The sequence below is a fragment of the Thiothrix litoralis genome (genome assembly GCF_017901135.1).
Taxonomy (GTDB): domain Bacteria; phylum Pseudomonadota; class Gammaproteobacteria; order Thiotrichales; family Thiotrichaceae; genus Thiothrix; species Thiothrix litoralis.
Genome location: NZ_CP072801.1, coordinates 1,828,628 through 1,851,038, shown reverse-complemented (window position 1 = coordinate 1,851,038; position 22,411 = coordinate 1,828,628). Strand labels below are relative to the sequence as shown.

Annotated in this window: 20 protein-coding genes; 6 read left to right on the top strand and 14 right to left on the bottom strand. The window is 52.5% G+C overall.

What is annotated here, in order from left to right; genetic code table 11:
* Positions 1-4 precede the first annotated feature (4 nt).
* The 5 genes from phoU to J9253_RS08900 form a co-directional block, all read right to left on the bottom strand.
* Complete coding sequence (gene phoU / locus J9253_RS08920; protein WP_028490177.1) at positions 5-712, bottom strand: phosphate signaling complex protein PhoU; 708 nt, start codon at positions 710-712, stop codon at positions 5-7.
* Positions 709-1,590: a phosphate ABC transporter ATP-binding protein PstB gene (gene pstB / locus J9253_RS08915; protein WP_228291552.1), complete on the bottom strand. Its 882-nt coding sequence runs from the start codon at positions 1,588-1,590 to the stop codon at positions 709-711. Before pstB ends, phoU begins: the two co-directional genes overlap by 4 nt.
* Before the next feature lie 74 nt (positions 1,591-1,664).
* On the bottom strand, positions 1,665-2,945 hold the full coding sequence (gene pstA, locus J9253_RS08910; protein ID WP_210224244.1) for a phosphate ABC transporter permease PstA: 1,281 nt from the start codon (positions 2,943-2,945) through the stop codon (positions 1,665-1,667).
* 13 nt (positions 2,946-2,958) lie between these two features.
* Positions 2,959-4,350, bottom strand: a complete 1,392-nt coding sequence (pstC, locus tag J9253_RS08905; protein WP_210224243.1) for a phosphate ABC transporter permease subunit PstC — start codon at positions 4,348-4,350, stop codon at positions 2,959-2,961.
* Between the two features lie 98 nt (positions 4,351-4,448).
* The gene (locus J9253_RS08900) at positions 4,449-5,228 is read right to left on the bottom strand and encodes a GNAT family N-acetyltransferase (RefSeq protein WP_228291551.1); all 780 of its coding nucleotides are present in this window, start codon (positions 5,226-5,228) and stop codon (positions 4,449-4,451) included.
* 201 nt (positions 5,229-5,429) lie between these two features.
* Between J9253_RS08900 and J9253_RS08895 the strand changes: the two genes are divergently transcribed.
* Both J9253_RS08895 and J9253_RS08890 read left to right on the top strand, forming a co-directional pair.
* On the top strand, positions 5,430-6,644 hold the full coding sequence (locus tag J9253_RS08895; RefSeq protein WP_210224241.1) for a DUF3419 family protein: 1,215 nt from the start codon (positions 5,430-5,432) through the stop codon (positions 6,642-6,644).
* Between the two features lie 2 nt (positions 6,645-6,646).
* Complete coding sequence (locus J9253_RS08890; protein ID WP_210224240.1) at positions 6,647-7,345, top strand: class I SAM-dependent methyltransferase; 699 nt, start codon at positions 6,647-6,649, stop codon at positions 7,343-7,345.
* Positions 7,346-7,441: 96 nt separating this feature from the next.
* Here J9253_RS08890 and J9253_RS08885 read toward each other — a convergent pair whose 3' ends face one another.
* Positions 7,442-8,485: a substrate-binding domain-containing protein gene (locus J9253_RS08885; RefSeq protein WP_210224239.1), complete on the bottom strand. Its 1,044-nt coding sequence runs from the start codon at positions 8,483-8,485 to the stop codon at positions 7,442-7,444.
* A gap of 179 nt (positions 8,486-8,664) precedes the next feature.
* Here J9253_RS08885 and J9253_RS08880 point away from each other — a divergent pair, with 179 nt between their 5' ends.
* Both J9253_RS08880 and J9253_RS08875 read left to right on the top strand, forming a co-directional pair.
* Positions 8,665-10,491, top strand: a complete 1,827-nt coding sequence (locus J9253_RS08880; RefSeq protein ID WP_210224238.1) for a pyruvate kinase — start codon at positions 8,665-8,667, stop codon at positions 10,489-10,491.
* A gap of 96 nt (positions 10,492-10,587) precedes the next feature.
* Positions 10,588-10,791: a hypothetical protein gene (locus J9253_RS08875; RefSeq protein ID WP_210224237.1), complete on the top strand. Its 204-nt coding sequence runs from the start codon at positions 10,588-10,590 to the stop codon at positions 10,789-10,791.
* A 49-nt stretch (positions 10,792-10,840) separates the two neighbouring features.
* On the opposite strand, the gene J9253_RS08870 is transcribed toward J9253_RS08875, so the two are convergent.
* On the bottom strand, positions 10,841-11,653 hold the full coding sequence (locus J9253_RS08870) for an RMD1 family protein (RefSeq protein ID WP_210224236.1): 813 nt from the start codon (positions 11,651-11,653) through the stop codon (positions 10,841-10,843).
* Positions 11,654-11,824: 171 nt separating this feature from the next.
* On the opposite strand from J9253_RS08870, the gene J9253_RS08865 reads away from it, so the two are divergent.
* Positions 11,825-13,699 (top strand): PhoX family protein, encoded by a 1,875-nt coding sequence (locus J9253_RS08865; protein WP_210224235.1) that lies wholly within the window; start codon positions 11,825-11,827, stop codon positions 13,697-13,699.
* 81 nt (positions 13,700-13,780) lie between these two features.
* Positions 13,781-16,387, top strand: coding sequence for a PDZ domain-containing protein (locus J9253_RS08860; protein WP_210224234.1), 2,607 nt, complete (start codon positions 13,781-13,783; stop codon positions 16,385-16,387).
* Positions 16,388-16,525: 138 nt separating this feature from the next.
* On the opposite strand, the gene J9253_RS08855 is transcribed toward J9253_RS08860, so the two are convergent.
* From J9253_RS08855 to J9253_RS08825, 7 genes are all read right to left on the bottom strand, one after another.
* Complete coding sequence (locus J9253_RS08855) at positions 16,526-17,059, bottom strand: phosphatase PAP2 family protein (protein ID WP_210224233.1); 534 nt, start codon at positions 17,057-17,059, stop codon at positions 16,526-16,528.
* Positions 17,034-18,233, bottom strand: a complete 1,200-nt coding sequence (locus J9253_RS08850; protein WP_210224232.1) for a glycosyltransferase family 4 protein — start codon at positions 18,231-18,233, stop codon at positions 17,034-17,036. Before J9253_RS08850 ends, J9253_RS08855 begins: the two co-directional genes overlap by 26 nt.
* Before the next feature lie 100 nt (positions 18,234-18,333).
* Positions 18,334-19,020 carry a phosphate regulon transcriptional regulator PhoB gene (gene phoB / locus J9253_RS08845; RefSeq protein WP_028489450.1) on the bottom strand — a complete coding sequence of 229 codons (687 nt, stop codon included), beginning with the start codon at positions 19,018-19,020 and terminating at the stop codon, positions 18,334-18,336.
* A 75-nt stretch (positions 19,021-19,095) separates the two neighbouring features.
* Positions 19,096-19,959 carry an RNase adapter RapZ gene (rapZ, locus tag J9253_RS08840; RefSeq protein ID WP_210224231.1) on the bottom strand — a complete coding sequence of 288 codons (864 nt, stop codon included), beginning with the start codon at positions 19,957-19,959 and terminating at the stop codon, positions 19,096-19,098.
* 4 nt (positions 19,960-19,963) lie between these two features.
* Complete coding sequence (locus J9253_RS08835; RefSeq protein WP_210224230.1) at positions 19,964-20,452, bottom strand: PTS sugar transporter subunit IIA; 489 nt, start codon at positions 20,450-20,452, stop codon at positions 19,964-19,966.
* A gap of 6 nt (positions 20,453-20,458) precedes the next feature.
* Positions 20,459-20,797, bottom strand: a complete 339-nt coding sequence (gene hpf / locus J9253_RS08830; RefSeq protein WP_210224229.1) for a ribosome hibernation-promoting factor, HPF/YfiA family — start codon at positions 20,795-20,797, stop codon at positions 20,459-20,461.
* 62 nt (positions 20,798-20,859) lie between these two features.
* On the bottom strand, positions 20,860-22,353 hold the full coding sequence (locus tag J9253_RS08825; RefSeq protein WP_210224228.1) for an RNA polymerase factor sigma-54: 1,494 nt from the start codon (positions 22,351-22,353) through the stop codon (positions 20,860-20,862).
* Positions 22,354-22,411 lie beyond the last annotated feature (58 nt).

The following is a 22,411-nucleotide window of genomic DNA, read 5'->3' as shown; positions in this document are numbered from 1 at the left end:
CAACTTACTCACCGAGGATGGTTTCACGTATTTTGTCGAGATTGGTATGGCGTACATCTTTGCCTTTTACCAGATAAATCACGTATTCGCAGATGTTTTTGCAATGGTCGCCAATGCGTTCCAAGGAGCGGGCGCACCACGTCACGTTCAGGCTGTCTTTGATATTGCGGGGGTCTTCCAGCATCCGGGTGTAGAGCTGGCGGGTAATGGAGTCGAATTCATCATCGACTTGTTGGTCGTTTTTGACCACTTGCATGGCTTGTTCAACATCCAGACGTGCTAAGGCATCCAGTGTTTCGCTCAACATGGTTTTTACGTGTCCGCTTAAGTGACGCAGGGAGCTGTGCAAGCCACCGTAAGTAGGGGTTTCAGCCATTTCGACCGCATAACGCCCGACTTTTTCGGCCTCATCACCAATGCGTTCAAGGTCGGTAATGACTTTGATGATGGTGATCAGCAAGCGCAAGTCACTGGCAGCCGGTTGACGACGCGCAATAATTTCGGCGCAGTGTTCGTCAATCGCGACTTCCATCGAGTTGATTTCGTAATCGGAAAACGAGACTTTTTCACCTAAGGAGCTGTCGCGTTCCAACAAGGCTTTGATGGCATTGGTGACCTGCGTTTCCACCAGACCACCCATGGTCATCAGCTTGCTGCGAGCTTCTTCCAGCTCGTGGTTATATTTTTGGGAAGTGTGTTGTGTCGTATTCATCCGAAGCGCCCTGTTATGTAATTTTCAGTTAATTGGTGTTGCGGGTTGGTGAAGACCGTTTTGGTGTCATTCAATTCAACCAGATAACCCATGTGGAAGTAGGCGGTACGTTGTGAAATCCGCGCCGCCTGTTGCATGGAGTGGGTGACGATGCAAATGGTAAAGCTTGCACGTAATTCGTCAATCAATTCTTCAATCGTAGCGGTCGCAATCGGGTCAAGGGCGGAGGTGGGTTCATCCATCAGGATGACTTCCGGGCTGACCGCGATGGTACGCGCAATACACAGCCGTTGTTGTTGGCCACCAGAAAGCCCGGTGCCGGGTGATTGCAAACGGTCTTTCACTTCCTTGAACAAACCGGCTTTGGTGAGGCTTTGTTCCACAATATCATCCAGCTCGGCGCGGTTAGCTGCCAGGCCATGCAGGCGCGGGCCATACGCAACGTTGTCGTAAATGGATTTGGGGAAGGGGTTAGGCTTTTGGAACACCATGCCGACACGGGCGCGGAGCAATACCGGGTCTTGTTCCTTGTCGTGAATATCTTCCCCGTCGAGCTTGATATTGCCCGTCACGCGGCAACCGGCGATGGTGTCATTCATGCGGTTCATGCAGCGCAGGAAGGTGGATTTGCCGCAGCCGGAAGGGCCGATCATAGCAATGACTTCGTTGCGCCCAATGTCCATATTCACATCAAAAATGGCTTGCTTGTCGCCGGAGTAAAACACGTTCACATCCCGGCAAAAGAATTTCGCATCTTTGCCATCCAGATACGGCTTGCCAATCGTGCCGCTGATGGTATGGGAAAATTCTTCACGTCCACCGCTGGTGGCGGTATTTACGTTGGCTACTGCTGTCATATCAAGGGTTGCTTCCATCATCGAGTTCACCTTATCGTCAAAAGGTTAAGGGAATTTGGGTAAATGTCATACGTAACAAGGCGCATTAACGCAACTCACCAGCGCCGCTCAAAGCGTTTACGCAGTATGACGGCAATCAAGTTCATCGACACCAAGAACGTGAGTAACACCATAATCGCGGCAGACGTCCGCTCAGTGAAGGCGCGTTCCGGGCTGTCCGCCCACAAATAGATTTGTACGGGTAATACGGTGGAAGGTGAGGTCACACTGTCAGGTACATCCATAATGAAGGCGATCATGCCGATCATCAGCAGCGGGGCGGTTTCCCCCAAGGCTTGCGCCATACCAATGATGGTGCCAGTCAGGATGCCTGGCATCGCCAACGGTAAAACGTTCTGAAACACCGTTTGGGTTTTGGATGCACCAATACCCAACGCACCCTCACGGATCGAAGGAGGCACGGCGCGTAACGCAGCCCGTGCTGCAATAATAATCGTCGGCAAGGTCATCAAGGTCAGTACCAGCCCCCCTATCAACGGGGCAGAACGCGGCAAACCAAACAGTTGGATAAACACCGCCAGACCCAGCAAACCAAACACGATGGATGGCACGGCGGCGAGGTTATTGATGTTCACCTCAATCAAATCCACCCAAAAATTATTCTTGGGCGCAAACTCTTCCAGATACAACGCCGCCGCCACCCCAATCGGGAAGGACAGGGAAAGTGTGACCAGCAAGGTGTAGAAAGAGCCTACCAAGGCACTCAAAATACCCGCTTGTTCCGGTTCACGCGAGTCGCCACGGGTGAAGAAGGTAGTATTGAATTGACTGTCAATCCGTCCTTCTGCTTCGAGCTTATCCAGCCATGCCAACTGGAAATCTTTAATGCGGCGGTCGGCTTCCGGTGCGGTGCGGTCGATATTGCCTTTGTAATACACGTCAATATCATCATCCGCCAACACCCAGACGGATTGTGTCGTGCCGATCAATTGCGGGTTGTCCATGACCATGCGTTGCAATTCGTATTGCGCATCGCCACTCACCAAGCCCTTGAGGGCTTTTTTCTCTTTACGATCGGTTACACCGGGGAGCAGCGTATTCAAGCTGTTCAAGACAGCGGTATTGTAATTGGCCATGCGCAATTGTTCAGGTGTGGCGTCGGTGCTGACACCCAAGGTTGGTGCATCCAACTGCACATCCAACTTGATGTAGGTGCTGCTGAAGGCGGGAAGACCCTTGACCGTAATATCGGTCAGTAACAGCACCAGAAACAAAAGGCTCAAGGCAATCGAAGCCAGACCATAAAAACGGAAGCGTTTTTCTTTCGCGTAACGTTTTCCAAGGGTCGCTTTCACTTTTTCAGTCGTCGTACTCATGACAGTGCTCCGTTTAATCGTATTGTTCGCGGTATTTGCGCACGATATGCAACGCAACCACGTTCAGAATCAAGGTGACAACAAACAGGCTTAACCCTAAGGCAAACGCCGCGAGCGTTTTCGCACTGTCAAATTCTTGGTCGCCGGTCAGCAGGGTGACGATTTGCACGGTCACAGTGGTCACAGCTTCCAGCGGGTTAATAGTCATATTGGCTGCTAGCCCGGCGGCCATGACCACGATCATGGTTTCACCGATAGCGCGGGAAGCTGCCAACAGGAATGCGCCAACAATACCGGGCAAAGCGGCGGGTATGATGACTTGTTTGATGGTTTCCGACTTGGTAGCACCCATGCCGTAAGAGCCATCGCGCATCGCCTGTGGCACGGCGTTGATCACGTCATCCGACAACGACGACATAAACGGAATGATCATAATACCCATGACCAGCCCGGCAGCCAGCGCACTTTCCGAGGCCACGCTCAGACCGAATGATTCGCCCATGCTGCGGATAAACGGTGCAACGGTCAGGGCAGCAAAGAAGCCGTAGACCACGGTGGGGATACCCGCGAGGATTTCCATGGCGGGTTTGGCATAAGCACGCAAGGTCGGGCTGGCGTATTCGGAGAGGTAAATCGCCGACATCAAACCCAGCGGTACGGCAATCAGCAAGGCAATGGCCGAGATCAGCAGCGTGCCCACGAAAAGTGGAATCGCCCCGAATGAACCAGAGCTACCTGCCTGATCAGCGCGTAGTGCCGTTTGCGGGCTCCAATGCGTTCCGAACAGGAAGTCCGTGGCAGGCACTTGCCCAAAGAAGCGGAAAGATTCAAACAATACGGAGAACACAATGCCCACGGTCGTCAAAATGGCGATGGAGGCGCAGCCAATCATGATGATTTGCACCACCCGTTCCACTTGGTTGCGGGCGCGGGTTTTGGGTTTGACATGACGCAAGCCGATGAATGTTCCCGCAATGGCGAGTGCCAATACCAGCAGTGTTTTGATGTTGTTACTCAGGGACTGCATCTGTTGGTAGTCTTGTGCGGCTGCTTTGTACACGGGGTCAGCCGTCGCCAGCCGTTCGGGGTTATACACCAGATTGAGGATACGGTTACTGATAAGGCTATGTTCGTCAGCAGATTTGTCCTGATATTCCGCTGGTATGTGGGACATCATGCTGGCTGTCAGCAGTGGTTTTTCCAGTGTTGACCACAAGGCAAACACTAACAGGGCGGGGATAACCGCCCATGCCACGACCAGATAACCGTAGTAACTGGGCAGGGAATGCAGGTTATTACCACCGCGTTGCATGGGGGTGGCCAGCGCCAGCGAGCGTTTGCGGCCAATGTAGTAACTGAACGCGGCTAGCAATATTAGCGTTAGCAAAATACCCAAGGTACTCATGAAAACTCCTGATTGGGGGCTGTATGACCAGATTGATGTGTCGCGCCCCGGATTGTAAGCGCGGAATATGACAATATTGTTACAGACTGTTAACGGTTTTAGGCTGCCCGTAATAAACCGGTGTCGCTGGCGGTGTTGCGCTTCAGGCTACCTTGCACAAAATGGCGGTGGTAACGGGTGTTGAGCTTGTTGACATCCAGCAGGATGAAAATATCGGCGACGTTGAAATCAGGGTCGAGGCAGGGTTCACCCGCTACCCATGCGCCGAGTTTCAGGTAGGCTTTCAGCAGGGGTGGCATGTTGATTTTGGTGGCCGGGACGGTGGGTAGTAGGTGCATCAGGGGGCGGACGCGCAGTTCAGCGGGGGCGAGGTTGTTGGCGCGGGTTTCTTGCATGATGGCAGAGGCTTGTGCGCCGCCGTCGTTCATGCTGATGCTGGCGCACCCGAACAGGAAATCGACGCGGTGCATTTCTATAAATTGCGCCAGCCCCAGCCATAACATGCCGATGCCTGCGCCATTACGGAAGTCGGGGTGAATGCAGGTGCGCCCGATTTCAATGGCATTGCCTTTTAATTGTGGGAACAGGCCGCGCAGATCGAATTCGTTTTCGGAGTAAAAGCTGCCTGCTTTGCGTGCATTCGGCGTGGTGAGGATGCGGGTGGAGCCGACCACGGCATGGGTGTCGGTACGGCGTACCAGCAGGTGGTGGCAATAATCGTCGTAATGGTCGCGGTCGATGCCTTCCGCCGCACTTTCCAGTTGTGCGCCTTGTTCCTTGGCGAAGATTTCGTAGCGCAGGCGTTGGGATGCGTAAATGTCTTGCGGTGTGGTGGCAAGTTCTACTCTGAGTTGTGGTAAGTGAATAGCGGCTGTCATGGGTTGCACTCCTTTCATAGTATCGCGCTAGCTTATGAAAGGAGAATGACAACCGAATGACGGTTATTTTTCAGGGAGGTTAAATGTGGGGGGAGCAGCGTAACTTTTGGTATTAACACAACCATCACACAAGCGTCATTTTGCCGTCATGCCTCGCCATTAGCCTTTCACGCATAATCCGTTATTGTTAGAGAGAATTTCATGGCAGGTATTTCCGACGCAATGCGCGATGCTGTGCATCAACATGCCCCGACTTCCTTGATGGGGATGCAGCAACGTTTATTCAGCTTTTGGTTCAATAGCTTTATTTACAACCAGATTTGGGAAGACCCAGCGGTTGATTTACAAGCTTTGCAATTGACCTCGGAAAGCCGGGTGCTGACCATTGCTTCGGGCGGCTGTAATGTGCTGAATTACCTGACGGCAAATCCGGCGCACATTACCGCGATTGACCTGAATCCGTACCACTTGTCCTTGACACGCCTGAAACTGGCGGCCATGAAACACCTGCCGGATCATGCCGCGTTTTACGATTTCTTTGGTTACGCTGACCGCGAAACCAATATTGCGCAGTATGAGCAGCACATCCGCCCGCATCTGGATACGGCGCTGGATGCTTTCTGGCAAGGGCGCAGCATCTGGGGTCAAAAACGCATCCACATGTTCCGTGACGGGCTGTACCGTCACACGCGCTTTGGCTATTTCATGCGTCTGTTGCACTGGATAGCGCGACGCACCAATTACCACCCGGAAAAGCTTCTCACGGCTGCCAGTTTGTACGAACAGAAGGCGATTTTTAAGCAACACATTGCGCCGTTTTTCGATAACAAACTGGTGAAATTCCTTGGTAAGTTGCCAGTATCAGTATTCAGCCTTGGCATTCCACCACAGCAATACAAGGCGATGAAGGAACAAGGCAATCTGATCGGGCAATACCGTGAACGGGTAAAGCGTCTGGCGTGTGATACCCCGATTCAAGACAACTATTTTGCTTGGCAGGGGTTTAGCCATCGCTATGACCATGCTAAACGGCGAGCGATTCCTGCTTACCTGACAGCGGAAAATTATGAGGCTATCCGCAGCCAACTGGGTAAGGTCGATACGCACCTTGGCTCGATGATCGACTTTTTGGAAGAGCAAGCGCTGCATAGTTACGACCGTTTCGTCTTCCTCGACGCGCAGGATTGGATGACGGATGAGGTGTTGACCCGCTTGTGGACGCAAATCGCACGGGTGGGCAAACCGGGCACGCGCATTATCTTCCGCACTGCTGCTGCTGAATCGCCGCTAGAGACTGCCTTGCCTGCTGAATTGCGCAACCAGTTTGTGTACGAAGCGGAAACCTCAGCGCAATTATTCCAGCAAGACCGTTCTGCCATCTACGGTGGTTTCCACCTCTACCGTAAGGCTGGTTGACGATGGATGCCGCACAGAAAATGGATCAGCAGTACCGTTACCAGCGGTACGTTTATGACTTGTCCCGCAAGTATTACCTGCTGGGACGCGACACGCTGCTGGCGGAAATTCCGTTGCAGCCGGGTGAAACCTTGCTGGAAATCGGCTGCGGTACGGGGCGTAACCTAACCAAGTTAGCCTATCGTCACCCCCATGCCAAACTCTACGGCATGGATGCTTCCGCGATGATGCTGGCAACGGCGCAAGAGAATCTCCGCAATACTTTGTATAGCCAGCAGATTAGCTTGCGCCAAGGTTTGGCGGGGCAGGTTGACCACACTGCGTTTGGGCTGGATAAGCCGTTTGACCACATCGTGTTTTCGTATGTGCTGTCGATGATCCCCGGCTGGCAGGATGCGCTGGAACATGCCTTGAGCATCCTTAAGCCCAGTGGGTGTTTGCATGTGGTGGACTTTTCTGATCAGCAAACCCTGCCTGCATGGTTCCGCAAACTGCTGTTGCAATGGCTGGATGGGTTCAATGTTCACCCGGATCCGGCAGTACCTGTTTATTTGGAGCAACTGGCTGCTCGCCAGCAAGACCAACTGCGCATTCGCCATTTGCGTGGGCGTTATGCCGTGCTTGCGCATTACCAGAAAGGGGGGATTCCCAATGACCATCAACCAGAACTTCCGCAAATATCGCAGTATCTGGATTTCTGATACGCCCGGTACTGATGTTTTAGCTGCCCACTAAAAAAGGGAGCATCCTTGCTCCCTTAACACTAGCTCATTGTTATTTTTGGCATTGTTATTTTATTATTTCAGGGCATTGACCGATACGGGCGTCAGTGCAGCCGCAGCGGCAATGGAAGCGCTCTTTTCCGCCGCAGGCAGTGCAACCAAGCCTTTGTCAGCCAGATAGCCGTCAGCGTTCAAGGCTGCATCGCTGGCGAACTCAGCCATGTATTCCTTGATGCCTTTGATTTGATCAACGTGGCTGTTTTTCACGTAGAAGTAAAGTGGGCGTGATAGCTTGTATGAGCCGTTTGCGATGGCATCATAGCTGATGTCTACGCCATCAATGGATGCCGCTTTGAGGCTGTCACGGTTCTGATCCATAAAGCTGTAACCGAAGATGCCGACTGCATTAGGGTTGGCTTGCAGCTTTTGCACGATCAGGTTGTCGTTTTCGCCCGCTTCGATGTAATGACCATCTTCACGTACCGTTGTGCAAGCAGCTTTGAAGGCTTTCTCGTCGCTCTTTTTCAGTTCTGGCATACCTTTGAAGAGCAGGCAGCCTTTTTCCATGCCCAGTTCTGCCAATGCATCACGTGTACCAGAAGTGGGCGGCGGGCCCATGACTTCGATTTTCACGTCAGCCATCGCTGGGTTAATTTGCTTCCAAGTGGTGTAAGTGTTCGGTTGCAATTCACCATTAGGGCCGGTGGGAACATCTTTCGCCAGTGCCAGATACAGTTCACGGCGTGACAGTGCGACAGGTGCTGCATCCTTAGCTTGGGCAATGGCAATACCATCGAAGCCGATTTTGACTTCAGTGACAGTATCAACGCCATTTTTTATGCAGGTTTCCATCTCGCTCTTTTTCATGCGGCGGGAAGCGTTGCTGATGTCAGGTGTATCAATGCCAGCGCCAGAGCAGAACAATTTCATGCCGCCGCCAGTACCGGTGGCTTCAACCTTGGGAGCAGCCATCCCCGTTTTCTTGGCAAACTGTTCCGCAACAGCGGTGGAAAACGGGTATACCGTAGAAGAACCGACGATTTCGATGTTGTCGCGTGCTTGCGCAACACCGGCAGCAGTGACCAGACCCAATGCAACTGCCAGAGTAAGTTGTTTCATTAATAAGCTCCTTGGAAAAAAGAATCCGGGATGGATTTGCGCGAATCGTAGAGCTTCTTGATGAAAGTTTTATGGCGGTATTATGAAAGAATGATGACAATGGTTGGCAGGTGTCTTGTCATCATTCTGCAACATGGCGGGGGTAGCATCCGCACAAGCAAACCCAAAGGACAATAAGCATGGATGATAAGCAGTTGCTGGAACAGCTGATCTGGATTCGTAGCCAGGCAGTGACGTTTGCCACGCAATACCCAGAGTTAGAACAGCTTGATGCAGCCCACCAACCTTCCGCACAAAACCTGTTGCATTACCTCTCGGTGCGCAGTCACGAGCTGCGGGCATTACAGCTTGCACTTATTGAACGTGGCCTGAGTTCATTGGGTATACTGGAGTCGCATACGCTGGCAACCCTGAATAGCGTGATTGCAGCCTTGCAATGCCTGAAAGGGGAAACACCTTCCGCTGCGCCTGTTGCTCCTGTTTCCGTTGCTACTAGTAGTGAGCTGATGGAGCGCTCAGCCACGGCGCTGTTTGGTGCTCGTCCGCTCCACCGTGAAGTACGCATCATGGTGACGATGCCCTCCGAAGCTGCCGACGATCATGTCCTGATCAGCGGTTTACTGGAAGCGGGTATGGATGTCATGCGGATCAATTGCGCCCATGACACGTCTGACGATTGGCAGCAAATGCTCGGCAACTTGCGGCTAGCAGAATCCCAAACGGGCAAAACCTGTAAAACCCAGCTTGATCTGGCGGGGCCGAAATTGCGTACCGGCACGATCAAGGCTGTCGGGCGGGTCATTAAACTCAAGCCCAAGCGTGACCTGTTTGGTCATGTGTATATGCCGGGGCGTCTCTGGCTGATTCCCGAAGGTGCAGAGTGGATTGAACAGGAGTTCCCGGCGCTCGAAGTGAGTGGCAAGGTATTGGCGGATACGCGTCCGGGTGATGACATTCTGCTCCGTGATGCGCGTGAAGCTCACCGCGAATTACAGGTCGTCGCCAAACACCAGCACGCCCGTTTGGTGACGACCGACCAGACTCTTTATTTACAGGAAAATACCGAACTGCTGTTCGAGCGCAACGGCAAAAAACTTGGCAAGGGCAAGCTCATCCATGTGGCAGAAGTGACTCCTCCCCTTGCCCTGCACGTTGGTGACCACCTGATTCTGACTCGTGCTGCTGAGCCGGGAACTGCCGGTGAGCGTGATGCCGAGGGCGTGCAAACCCAGCCTGCCCGCATTCACTGCACATTGGAAGAAGCTTTCAGCGCTGTACAAACTGGACAGCAAGTGTGGCTGGATGATGGCAAGATTGGTGGCACGGTGGAAGCGCGTGATGGCGACACCATCGACTTGCTGATTACCCATACCCCACCCGGTGGCGCGAAGTTACGGGCAGAAAAAGGCATCAATTTCCCCGACACCGTGTTTCATTCGCCTGCCTTGACGGACAAGGATATTGCCGACCTTGAGGCTATGGCTGGCAAGGTAGACATGGTGGCATTGTCTTTTGTGCGTTCCTCCGACGATGTAGCCAATCTGCAAGCTCATTTACAACGGCTGGGGATTCCTGACACAGGCATCATCCTCAAGATCGAAAATCGGGCAGCGTTTGAAAACCTACCTGCCATTCTGTTGACCGCGATGCGTTCCCCCAAGGTTGGGGTGATGATTGCGCGGGGCGATCTGGCGGTGGAGGTGGGTTTTGAGCGTCTATCTGAAGTGCAGGAAGAAATTCTCTGGTTGTGTGAAGCCGCGCATACCCCGGTGATCTGGGCTACCCAAATTCTGGAAAGCATGGCGAAAAATGGTGCGCCTTCCCGCGCTGAAGTCACCGATGCCGCGATGAGCATCCGTGCCGAATGCGCCATGCTTAACAAAGGGCCGAATATCGTCGAAACCGTGCGCTTTCTGGATGGCATCATGCAACGCATGGAAAGCCATTACCACAAGCGTCGCCTGATGATGCGGCCTTTGAGCGTGTGCCAGAATGGGATGCTGTGATGGCTTTATGATGTTCCCTAAATTTTTTGGCATAAAAATTGCTTAACATTTTTGTGAGATAATGCCGAGCAATTGATAATCTCAAAGGAGTTCGTTATGAACATTCAAGCAGCCATCACACACATTCAAACAGGCCAGTGCGCGTGTAAGCATATTGAGCGGGCGCTGGAAAAGCTCTCCAAACTGGTCGATGCTGGTCGCCACAAGGTCACCGTTACGTTTGGTTCCCGCTTAGTTATTCTGGAGACGGGTGAAGGACGTGAGGTATTGTGCTCACACTTTCTGGATCAACGGGATTAAGCCATGTTGAAAAAGCAATACCTGAAAACCCGCCCAGTTTGCAAAGTCACTAATGTCCCTTAAAAAACAGCTCGTACAAGGTCAGGCCAATCTCAACCACGATCAAAATGGTGATATACCATTCCACCCGATGGCTTTGCTGGGTTTGCAATAAATCCAGCAAGGTTTCGGCGGTATTGGAGATAACTTGCAGCTTGCGTTCCAGCGCCAGATGGCGTTCGCGCAATTCAAATTCGTCTTCTAGCCGCAGGTACAAGCCTTCCAGTTCCGGGCGTTCCCACAGTAAATCGGGTTTGTCGGCGACTTCGGCACGGCCTACCATGCGTTGCTGGCTGAGTAGGGAATCGCCAATGTAAGTCAGCAACACCTGTTTTTTTTGCCCGACTTTGCCCCGTTTTCGCAGGTTTTGCGCCAAGGGTTCGATTTTTTCAAAGGTTTTGGTGAGGCGGGCTTCGTCATCGGATAGGACAGAGCTACGTGCCAGCATTTCCGCGACCAGTTGCAGGCGTTGCACTGAAATATCGTGTAACCACAAACAGCCTTGTGCATCAACACCTTCCAGTTGTGCAGTGTCGATGCGCAAGTTGATCAACTCGTCATCTGGCGAAGTGTGTGGCTCTTGGATCAATGGCTGTAGGCGCTCCAGAAATTGGGTTTCCTGTGCGGTGCTCATGCCAAAAAATACCACGACACCGTAGCGGAACAGCACCACGCAACCCCCGTCAGGGATGGCAATGGTCAACGGGTTGATGGCGAGGGTTTCATCCGCGCGGAAGGGTTTGGTATCAATCCGGCTACCGAGCAGGGCTTCGCGGATGCGGATGCTGTCATTGGCTTGGGGGTTGAGTGTTGGCTGATTCACGTTAGGCTCCACGGCGTATATTGCTATTTTTCAGGCAGTGTACGGGTATATCCGCGCCTTGCCAAACACAGGGACTATTTAATAAAAATACAATATAAGCGTCACTTTACTGAAAACTTATGGGGTTACATTGCACACCATAAACGCCCTATGATTCATGGAGATAATGCAATGAAATACCTGAAAATCAGCCTGCTGACGTTTGCAGTGGCTTCTGCGCTGGCTGGCTGTGGTGGTGGTAACAGTACTGCGGCTGATACAACAACTTCTACTACTTCCACCGTCAAGTCTGTTGAATTCAGCAGTATGCCAGCACCAACAGCAGCGGTTGATATGGCAAAGTCTTATTCCTCATCCATTGCCAAGGTCACGTATACCGATGGCACTACCAAAGATTTTCCACTCTCTTACAACAAGCTGTTCGGCGTAAAAGATAAAGTAGGCGGCAATGCCAACGCAGCGGGTCAGTTGTATAACTACAAGATGGAAGCTATCAATGACCCGTTTGGTAAACCTGTCATCGCTGAAACCCCTGACGCGAACAGCCTGTTGAAAGTAGGTAGCAACCTGTTCCTGATTTCTCATCTGGAATACGATTGGTTGCTGTCTGACGGTTCGGATGCCTATAAAGTTGCTAACTGGTATAGCCGTATGCCGATGTCCATGCTACTGACCGGCATCACTCAAGGCACTGACGGCAAATTGTCGGTCAAATCCCAGAAGCCACTGGATTTCTCTGGCGTTGATGGTCTGTGGATTCCTTGCTTTGGTTCGCAAACCCCTTGGAATACCCACTTGGGTTCTGAAGAAGATTATGACCTCCAGTTCAACCCGCTGAATACCAGCGGCTATGCGGCTACTACTGCTGGCCTGAAAGCCTTGAACGAAGTCTATTTCAAGAGCGAAAAGACCGCTAACCCTTACAATCACGGCATCATTCCTGAAGTGACCGTCAAGGAAGATGGTTCTAGCAGTATCGTCAAGCACTACGCGATGGGTCGTGGTACTTGGGAAATGTCCAAAGTCATGCCGGACGGCAAAACCGCTTACATGGGGGACGACGGCACGCACGGCTTCATGCTGATGTTCGTGGCTGACAAGGCTGGTGACCTGTCAGCGGGTACTATCTACGCAGCCAAATGGACACAAACTTCTGCTGACGCTGGCGGCAAGGCCAACCTGACCTGGGTCAAGCTGGGCAGTGGCAATAATGCTGAAATCAAGGCACTGGCTGATGCAGCGACGTTTGCAACCCTCTTCGACGCAGTTGCACCCACCGAAGGTGCTTGCCCGACGGGTTACACCCGTGTCCGTGCTGGTTCTACGGCTGACGAGTGCCTGACGGTGAAGACTGGTCAGGAAAAAGCGGCAGCTTTCCTTGAGTCCCGCCGCTTCGCAGCCATCAAAGGCGCAACCACCGAGTTCACCAAAATGGAAGGCATCGCTGTTAACGACAAAGACAAGCGTTTGTACGTGGCGATTTCCGCTATCCGTGACAGCATGACAGATGATGCCAAAGAGCCTGTTAACGACATCAAGCTGGCAAAAGTGTCTGCGGGTGCAACGTACAGTGCCGACATGAAGGGTGGTCAGAAAGATACCTCTGGTGCTGCGATCAACTCCGACTACGTTGCGACCAACATGTATGTTGAAGCTGCCCTGCTGGGTAAGGACATCACAGCTGACGCGCTGGGCAACACCGCTGATCCCAACACGGTTGCCAATACCGACAATATTTTCTTCTCTGAAAAAATGCGCACTTTGTTCATCGGTGAAGATTCCGGTATGCACGTCAACAACTTCGTCTGGGCTTACAATGTCGATACCAAAAAGTTGAGCCGTGTGCTGAGTGCAGTGGCAGGTGCTGAAAACACTGGCCTGCAAGTAGTGGAAGACATGAATGGTCATGCTTACGTCATGAGCAACAGCCAACACCACGGCGACTGGTCGACTGGCAAAAATGCGGAAGTGGATAAGGCACTGGCGACTATCGACAAGTTTGACGCCAACATCGGCTACATCGGCGGCTTGCCTGCCATCAAGTAAACCTTGCGCAATGTGAGGTTCCTGCCTAAAGGCTGGTAAGCCCCCCTTACCGGCCTTTCTTGTCTGACAAGGTTTGGTTTTATGTATAAAATTTATTTACTGTTATGGCTTCTCTTATTGGGGGGCTGTGGCGATGGAGCGGTTAGTACGCCTAGTGTGGGGCTGATCGGTAGTCGCCTTAGCCCGACAATGTTCAGCAACCCTTATCCGCAGATTCCTGCTCAGTGTTATAGCGAAACTTCACGAGGGACACAAAACGCTTGCCAATATTGCCACACCAATGCCGCTTACCAGTCCGGCTTGGGCAATAACAATCCACAGGCAGGTCTGGAAGCCCGTATCGGCAATCTGCAATTGGAATACGCTTTTGCCCCTTACGAAACCACTGCTCCTTTGGCGACCATTAACCACTGGGAAAATACCCTGAAGCCAGAAAATCTGCGTGCTGTGGTGGCAATGGGGATTGACCCCACGGCGTGGGATATGCGCACTTACCTGCGTACCGATAACTGGAAAGCAGCTTATGATCAGCGTCCCGGTGATCCGAAACAATGGGATGCCGGTATGCAGTCAGCGTTCCGCTTGTTTCCTGGTCTTGATCCGGCTGACTTGCCTGCCAGTGCTGATGGTTTTGTTCGCAGTACAACGGCAAAAAATGGTTTCTTTAGTGATGCACAAGGCTGGATTACCGGTTGGCGTGCGCTTAATTTCATGCCCTATGGGATTTTCACCCCCATGACTGGCTCGGTTTCTGGTATCTACATCCGTTTGCCGGAAAAATTCATGCAACATGACAATGGCAGTTTTGATCTGGCGATCTACCAACAAAACCTTGATTTGCTGGAACGTGCCATCCAAGGACGCTTATTACCCGCTGATGGTAAAACCTTTGTGGGGAAAGCGCAGGATGTCGCGGTTCAGCGTGGTTTGTACCCACTGGGGACGGAATTTGCCCATCCCTTACACTATGTCGATGTACGTGCGCCAGGAACGCGTAGCCGCCGGGTCAAGGAAGTGCGCTACATGTACAAAATGCAGGATTGGCAGCCGAGCCAGTTTCGTCCTGGTGAGAAATCCGAAGGCACGGGTGTTTATGGCAATGATGCACAAGGCTGGGTAGACAATGGTGCAGGCTGGCTGTTGGCTGGCTATATCGAAGACAAGAATGGTGCCTTGCGTCCGCAAAACCGTGAAGAAATGACCCAGTGTATCGGTTGCCATAGTGGCATTACCCGCACTGAATTTCCAACCTTTACCTCTGGCACGGGCAATACCGTGGATAGCACTTGGGCAATGCCGCGCAAATTTGCCGGGGCGTTGGGGTGGCAGGAAATGAATTACTTGTTGTACCAACCTGACCCTAATGCCTCGGAAACCGCGATACCGGGTAAGGCGGGGCAGGGTGACCCACTCAATCGTGAGTTGGGCAAAGGTGAATTACGCTATTTCCTTGAAACGGTGGTGGGTGCAAGCCTCTACGGTGATATGCCGCCTGCGGTTGAAGCTGTGCTGGCGGGGGTTATCCGCGAAGTGGAGGGTTATAGTGCAGACTGGCCGAGCCTCGACACCAGCAGCGCGGAGCGTTTTCAACAAGTGCAAACCTTGCGTCAAAAGCTGATGCGCGAATTCACCGCTAAAGGTGAGTATCTGGAAACGGATGGAACCATCAAGGGTGGTTTGCTGTACCCGCCGGAACGCGATGCACTGGCGGCAGCGGCGCGTTATCGCCAAGTGGTGGTTAGCCAGCGTTATAGCAAAGGCAAGGATGTGTTCCCGGAAACGCCTGTGACGTTCCGCCATTTCCGTGATCCTGCGGAGCCGCTGACCCGTGTGGATGGCACGGCGTACCAAACCGGTGAAATGATTACGGAACGTCCGATTGAGCAGGATAATCCGGCGAGTGTTACTTACCGTGCGGGTAACAGTGCTACACAAATTGACAATACCCAGCCTTACCCGCAAGGCAATTACAACCCGGCTTATTTGTCGCTGTTGCGCTTCCCGCTTCAGTTCGAGTCAACGCCCACACCTGCTGGTGCGGTGAAGCGTCGTTTGGATTGGGACGACATTCCCGTGAGTGTTTTGCCGCTTAACCTGAAGGGTATGTTGGGCTTGCCGGATGGGCAGGGTTTTGCGGTGATGGAGTATCAGGGGAAGCAGTTTCTGGTGCAGAGCGGGCGCGAATTGCATACTCATCAAGGGGTGAAGTTGTTGGAGGTCAGTGAGCGCTACGCCTTGCTGCAACAGGGCAAACGCTTGGAAAAACTGGAACTCGGTGATCACACCGTGACACCGCACACTGCCCAGTCAGCTTTGCCGGTGTTGTCTATGGATGAGCTGGCGCTGGTCGATTTGAAGTCATTCCGTGACAACGCAGCACTAGACCCTTACCGTCTGTTTGACGCGGTGCAGCCGGAGGCGGTCGTGGTGAATGGTAAATTGTCCGGTTATCGTTTAACACCCGGTGCTGATCCGGCGCTATTCCACAAGGCTGGTTTGCAAGCAGGGGATGTGTTGCTGGCAGTCAATGGGGTGAAACTGGAAAGCGAGGCACAAGCAGTACAATTGCTGGAGCAATATGAAGGGGCGGTGCAACTCAGCCTGACTTTGCAGCGCGGCAAGGATGAGATTAATTTACCCGTGAATTTTCAGGAGTTTGAGCTGGCGTCAAATGCACAGGCGGGCTGACTATACGAGGCATATTTTGATGGGTGCTGACACTGTTGCGTTGCATCCGCGCTTCCAGCCTTTGTTTCACCATCCCCCACTCAGTATCGAGGATGCTGTAAACGGCCGTATCGGTTGCAACGTCATGACCGCCCCCTTTTAGAATAGGCAAGACAACAGGCAGAAACTTCCTTGTGCTAGACCAGCGCCCAAAAACGCGCCCATCAGCACATCGCTAGGGTAATGCAGCCCCAGCACCACTCGCGACAAGGCGACGAGAATGCTAAACGGCACTACCAGCACGAACCATTCCGGGTAATAGCTCAGCAATACCCAGCTAAACCCGACTGCGTGCAAGGTATGCCCGGAAGGGAAGCTGAACTGGTCGAGTGCCGCCACATTTTGCAGGATATTGTCGCTGTGGCTGTAAGGGCGTACCCGCTCGGTGGAGCTTTTCAGCCATTTGTAAACCAGCAGGGCAGCCAGCCCCACCAACGCCATGTGCAACGAGACTTGCAGGGCTTGCCAGCCGTAAATCAGCGGCAACATCAGCATGAGCACGTACCAAAAGACCCCGTTTCCCAAACGGCTGATCGCCGCAAAAAACAGGCTGATCGGTTTTAAGTGGTTGACCCGGTTGAACAGAAGGCACAACGGGATTTCACGGTCATTTAGTTGGTGTAGCAGCTTCATGGCGTACCTCGTGCAGAATGGTCTGGAGGGTTTGGTGTAAACGTTCCACCACTTTTTCCCAGCTCAAGCTGAGGGCGGTCTGGTGGGCGGCATGGCCTTGGGTTTTGCGTAAAACAGGGTTGAGCGCGAGTGTGGTGCTTGCTTGAATGAAAGCGGCATTGTCATCCAGTGCCATGCTCATGCCGTTGATATTGCTGCGTAAATGTTCGTGAGCGGCGGCGTAATCGAAGGTGACGACCGGCAGGCCGCTGGCCATCGCTTCTAGCACGACATTGCCGAAGGTTTCGCTGGTGCTGGGGTAAAGGAATAGGTCGCCGCTGGCGTAATGTTCCGCCAAGGCTGTGCCGGTTTGCATTCCTACGAACAGGCAGTCGGGGTGGGCATCTTGCAAGCGTTTGCGTTCTGGGCCATCGCCAACCAGCAGGAAACGTGCTTTGGGAACGTGTTGTTGAATCGCGCGAAAGGCTTCAAACGCCAGATCGAGGTTTTTTTCTTGTGCCATGCGTGAGACCAATGTGACCAGCAATTGGTCGGGCTGGACGCCGAGTTGTTCGCGCAGGGCAGGGCTGCGGCGTTGTGGGTTGAACAGCTTTACATCAATGCCACGATCCAGAATGCCCAGTTTGGTGTAGCCGCTGGTGCTCAGTTGTTGTTGTAATTCACGGGTGGGGACTAGCGTCACCAGTGTCTGGTTGTGGACGTGGCGTAAATAACGCTTTGCCAGACTAAACAGCCCGCTCAAGCGGTAGTAGCGGCTGTATTGGTCAAAGTTGGTGTGGAAGTCGCTGATGACCGGAATGCCCAGTTTTTTCGCGGCTTTCATGGCGGAATAACCGAGTGGGCCTTCGGTGACGATTTGCACGATGTCGGGGCGTTGCTTTTTCCACAAGCGTTTCAGGGCGTTGTATTGCGGGAAGCCAAGCCGAACTTCTTTGTAAAACGGCAGCGTCAGCCCATTGACGAGGTATTCCTGAAAACCGTCTGCGTGCAAAGCTTTGTCACGCGCAGTCTGGCGTGGGCGTACCAACTGGATGTGATAGCCGCCGTGTGCACGCAAGCCTGTCACCATCTGGCTGATGGTGCGTGCTACCCCGTTGATTTCTGGCGGCCACGTTTCGGTGACGACGCTCAGTCGGGTGTTGCTGCTGACAAGTTGAAGGCTAGGCTTTGACACAAAAATGCACGTCTCGTAGTGGATACCTTACTGATTTTGCAGGGTTAATGCTGCAAGACAGTGACGTTTTTGTGACGGTTGTGTTTACGCTGGCAGAAGGTCAGGGGTTCGGCGAAAAACGGTAGCCTGAGCCGCGCACGGTTTGGATGTAATGTTCAAAACCGTGTGGTGCTAGGGTCTTGCGTAGACGCAAAATATGGACATCGACTGTGCGTTCTTCCACATACACATTGCGTCCCCAAGCGTTATCCAGCAGTTGTTCGCGGCTGTACACACGGTCTGGGTGTTGCATGAAGAATTTCAGCAGGCGGAATTCGGTGGGGCCAAATTCGAGTTCGGTGTCGCCTGCGGTCACGCGGTGGCTGAGTGGGTCGAGGGTCAGCCTGTCGAATGCGAGGATGTCTGCCGGTTGGGAATGCTGGGTGCGGCGCAATACGGCTTGAATTCTTACCACCAATTCGGCGGGGGAAAACGGCTTGCTGATGTAATCGTCGATGCCTGCCTGAAACCCGGAAATGCGGTCGGCTTCTTCGTTGCGTGCGGTTAACATAATGACAGGGATGTCTTGGGTGTTGCTGTCGCGTTGTAAGCGTTTAACCAGTTCAATGCCGCTCATGCCGGGCAGCATCCAATCCATCAGGATCAGTTCCGGGCGTTGGCGGTGGATCGCGGTGTACGCTTGTTCAGCCGTTTCCGCTTCGTTCAGGGTGAAACCTGCCCGTCCTAGGGCAAAGCCGACCATTTTGCGGATCGGCTGTTCATCTTCGACAATCAGGATATTGCTCATGTGAAACCTGTATGAATTTCATGTTATACAGGCATTTAAGCGTAAGTATGTGTCACTTTCGTGACAGCAGCGCGACTAACGCACGTAGTTGAGTTCGCGGTGACGCAGGATGACGTTTTCACCCAGGGTTTTGCGAAAGTGCTTGTAGAGCTGTTCGGCCAGATACACTGAACGGTGTCGCCCGCCCGTGCAGCCAATGGAGACGGTCAGGTAAGCACGTTGGTTGGCTTTGTCGATGTTGGGAATCCAGTTGTCGAGGAAAGCACGCAGATCGTGATACATACGTTGTACGTCCTCATGCTTTTCGAGCCATTCGATAATGCCTGCATCACGACCTGTCAGGGTGCGTAGGTCAGGTTCCCAATAAGGGTTGGGCAGGCAGCGCACGTCAAACAGAAAATCGGAATCCGACGGGGCAGTGTGTTTGAAACCGAATGACTGAATCATCAGCGACAAGTGCTGTTGGTCGGTCTGGCTGATGCGTGCAGTTAGCATACGCCCCAACTCATACACGCCAATATGCGAGGTATCCAGCCGCAAGTCAGCGTCAATAGCCAGTGGCTCCAAGAGGGTGGACTCTAACGCAATGGCTTTGTCGAGTTCCTGAGCTTCGCTGGTTAAGGGGTGACGGCGGCGGGTTTCATTGTAACGTTTACGCAAGACTTCCTGTGTGGCATACAGGTAAATGACTTGCGTGCTGGGCACGCGCTGGCGTACCCGCTTGATAATGTCGGGGGTATCCAGCAGGCTGTCGCGCCCGCCCCGGATATCAATGCCAACAGCCAAATACGGTTGTTTGGCTATTTGGGGGGTACTGAGCAGGGCTTCCAGCAATTGGGAAGGCAAGTTGTCAATACAGTAATAACCGTTATCTTCAAGTGTGTGCAAGGCATAACTTTTGCCAGCACCAGACATACCGCTAATGATGACCAAGTGCATACTATTAAGCCGCTAATGCACCCTCTAACGGGTGGTTGGGTGGAGTGAATAACGTAATGAAGTGATCCAGCATCGTTTCACTGTCACAATAGCTACAGATTTCTTCAATCAGTGATTTTTGTATCAGGGTGCTGGTCAGTTGGGTAATGAGGTCGGAATAATCAGGGGCTTGGTTGGGTGGAACCAGAATCGCCATGAACAGTTGCACGGGTTTTTTATCCGGCGCGTCCATTTTGATCCCGTCTTCCACTAACAACAAAGCCCCTCGAGGTTGAGTGACGGACATACACGCATGGGGAATGGCAACGCCATTGCCGATGGTCGTACTACCCAGCTTCTCCCGATTGGTCAGGGCATCGAAAATCATGTCGACGCCCAAGGTGTCCTGGCCTGTGGCAAGCATCTCCGCCAGTTGTTCAAAGGCGCGTTTCTTGCTGGAAACGTCTGGCTTGCAGGCGATCCGTTCGGGAGAGAGCAGGGTAGTGATGTCCATAATGTATTAGTCCACGGTTTCTTCAGTTGCAGCAGCCAGTTGTACAGCTTCCTGACGATGATGGTCTTTCATTTTTTCCTTGTGTTTGACAATTTGTCGATCGAGTTTGTCAGTTAAGGCGTCAATGGCTGCGTACATATCATCTGAAATGGCATCGGCGAAAAAGTGGTTACCGTTGACGTGGAAAGTCGCTTCAGCCTTGTGGTTCTGTTTTTGGACTTCCAGAATGAAATGGATTTTCATTACTTGGTCAAAGTGGCGCTTCAGGCGTTCTGCCTTTTCACGCACGTAGTTGTTCATGGAGTCGGTCACTTCAAGATGATGCCCAGTGATTTCTAATTGCATAATGCAAGCTCCTTGTTCAAGGTCATGGAAGAAACTGTGTTTGTCATCATAACGCTCACAGTTCAGGTCGGAACCAACGCCTTCCGGTCATGCGATGACGGAATGGACATTGCTTCACGATACTTGGCGACAGTACGTCGCGCTACATTAATACCCTGCTGGTTTAGCAGGTTAGTTAATTGGTTGTCGCTTAGGGGGGAGTGTTGATTTTCCTCATTAATCAGATTTTTGAGCATGGCGCGAATGGCGGTGGATGAACAGCTAGACCCGGCATCTGTGTCTACCTGGCTGGAGAAGAAATATTTGAATTCAAAGATACCGCGCGGGGTATACAGGTATTTGTTGGTGGTGACACGGGAGATAGTGGACTCATGCATTTCAAGCTCTTCTGCTATATCCCTGAGAATCAGTGGCTTCATTGCCTGCTCACCATATTGCATGAAAGCGCTTTGACGTTCAACTATTGCTTTGGCAACATTCAGCATGGTGGTGTTGCGGCTTTCAACGCTGCGGATCAGCCAGCGGGCTTGTTGCAAATTGGATTTGAAGTAGCTGGCGTCATGCTCACTTTTGGACTGCCCCAGCATATCAGCGTAATACTGGTTAACTTGCAGGTGTGGCGTGACTTGCGCGTTCAGTGAAACCACCCATTCTCCTTTGATCTTGCGGACATAAGCATCAGGCACGATGTAATCGGCACTGGATGCTGAATAAGCACTACCCGGTCTTGGTTGAAGGCTGCGTAACAACAAGATGATCTCTTCCAGTTCGCCTTGTTCTATTTTCAACCTTTTGCTTATTTCTTTATAGTCGCGCCGCTCCATCAAGTCCAGATTTTTTTCGACAAGCTGACGGGCTTTGAAGAGAATACGGCTTTCCGGGAGGTGCGCCAACTGGATCAACAGGCATTCACGCAGGTCGCGTGCGCCTACGCCTACTGGGTCGAGTTGCTGGATAAATTTGAGGACAACTTCGACATCTTCAAGGTCAATCAGCAGTTCATCGCGGAGGTTTTCAAAGATTTCTTCGAGCGGGTCGCACAAGTAACCAGCATCATCCAGCGAGCCTATCAACACTTCCGCAATTTGCTTGTCGATGCTGGTGAGGTTGCTCATGCGAATTTGCCATAGCAGGTGTTCCTGCAAGCCGCTGTCGGCAGTATCGCCCTGATTTTCGAGGAAACCGCTGACATCACCGCCGCCATCGCTGTTACTGCTACGGGTGTCGTAAACGTCCTCCCATTCGGCATCCATGTGCAGTTCGTCGGGAATATCCTGATCAAGCTGAGAATGGTCGCTGGGGGCGTCGGCAGCGGATTCTGTCTCAGACAGTTCGGTGGTGTTGGCGGTGGCTTCCGTTGGCGGCTCACTGGGTGCTTCAGGGCGAGAATCCTCAGCTTCATCGGTCAGTTGCAGCAAAGGGTTTTCTTCCAACGCTTGCTGAATTTCGTTCTGTAACTCAAGTGAAGACAACTGCAACAAGCGGATGGCCTGCTGTAATTGCGGGGTCATTGAGAGTGTCTGACCCAGTTTGAGATCGAATCCCTGTTTGAGCATTGTTCTTGTTATTCCTTTTTCCTGTGTCGCCAATGAATCCTGTCTGTCATGGCTTTTA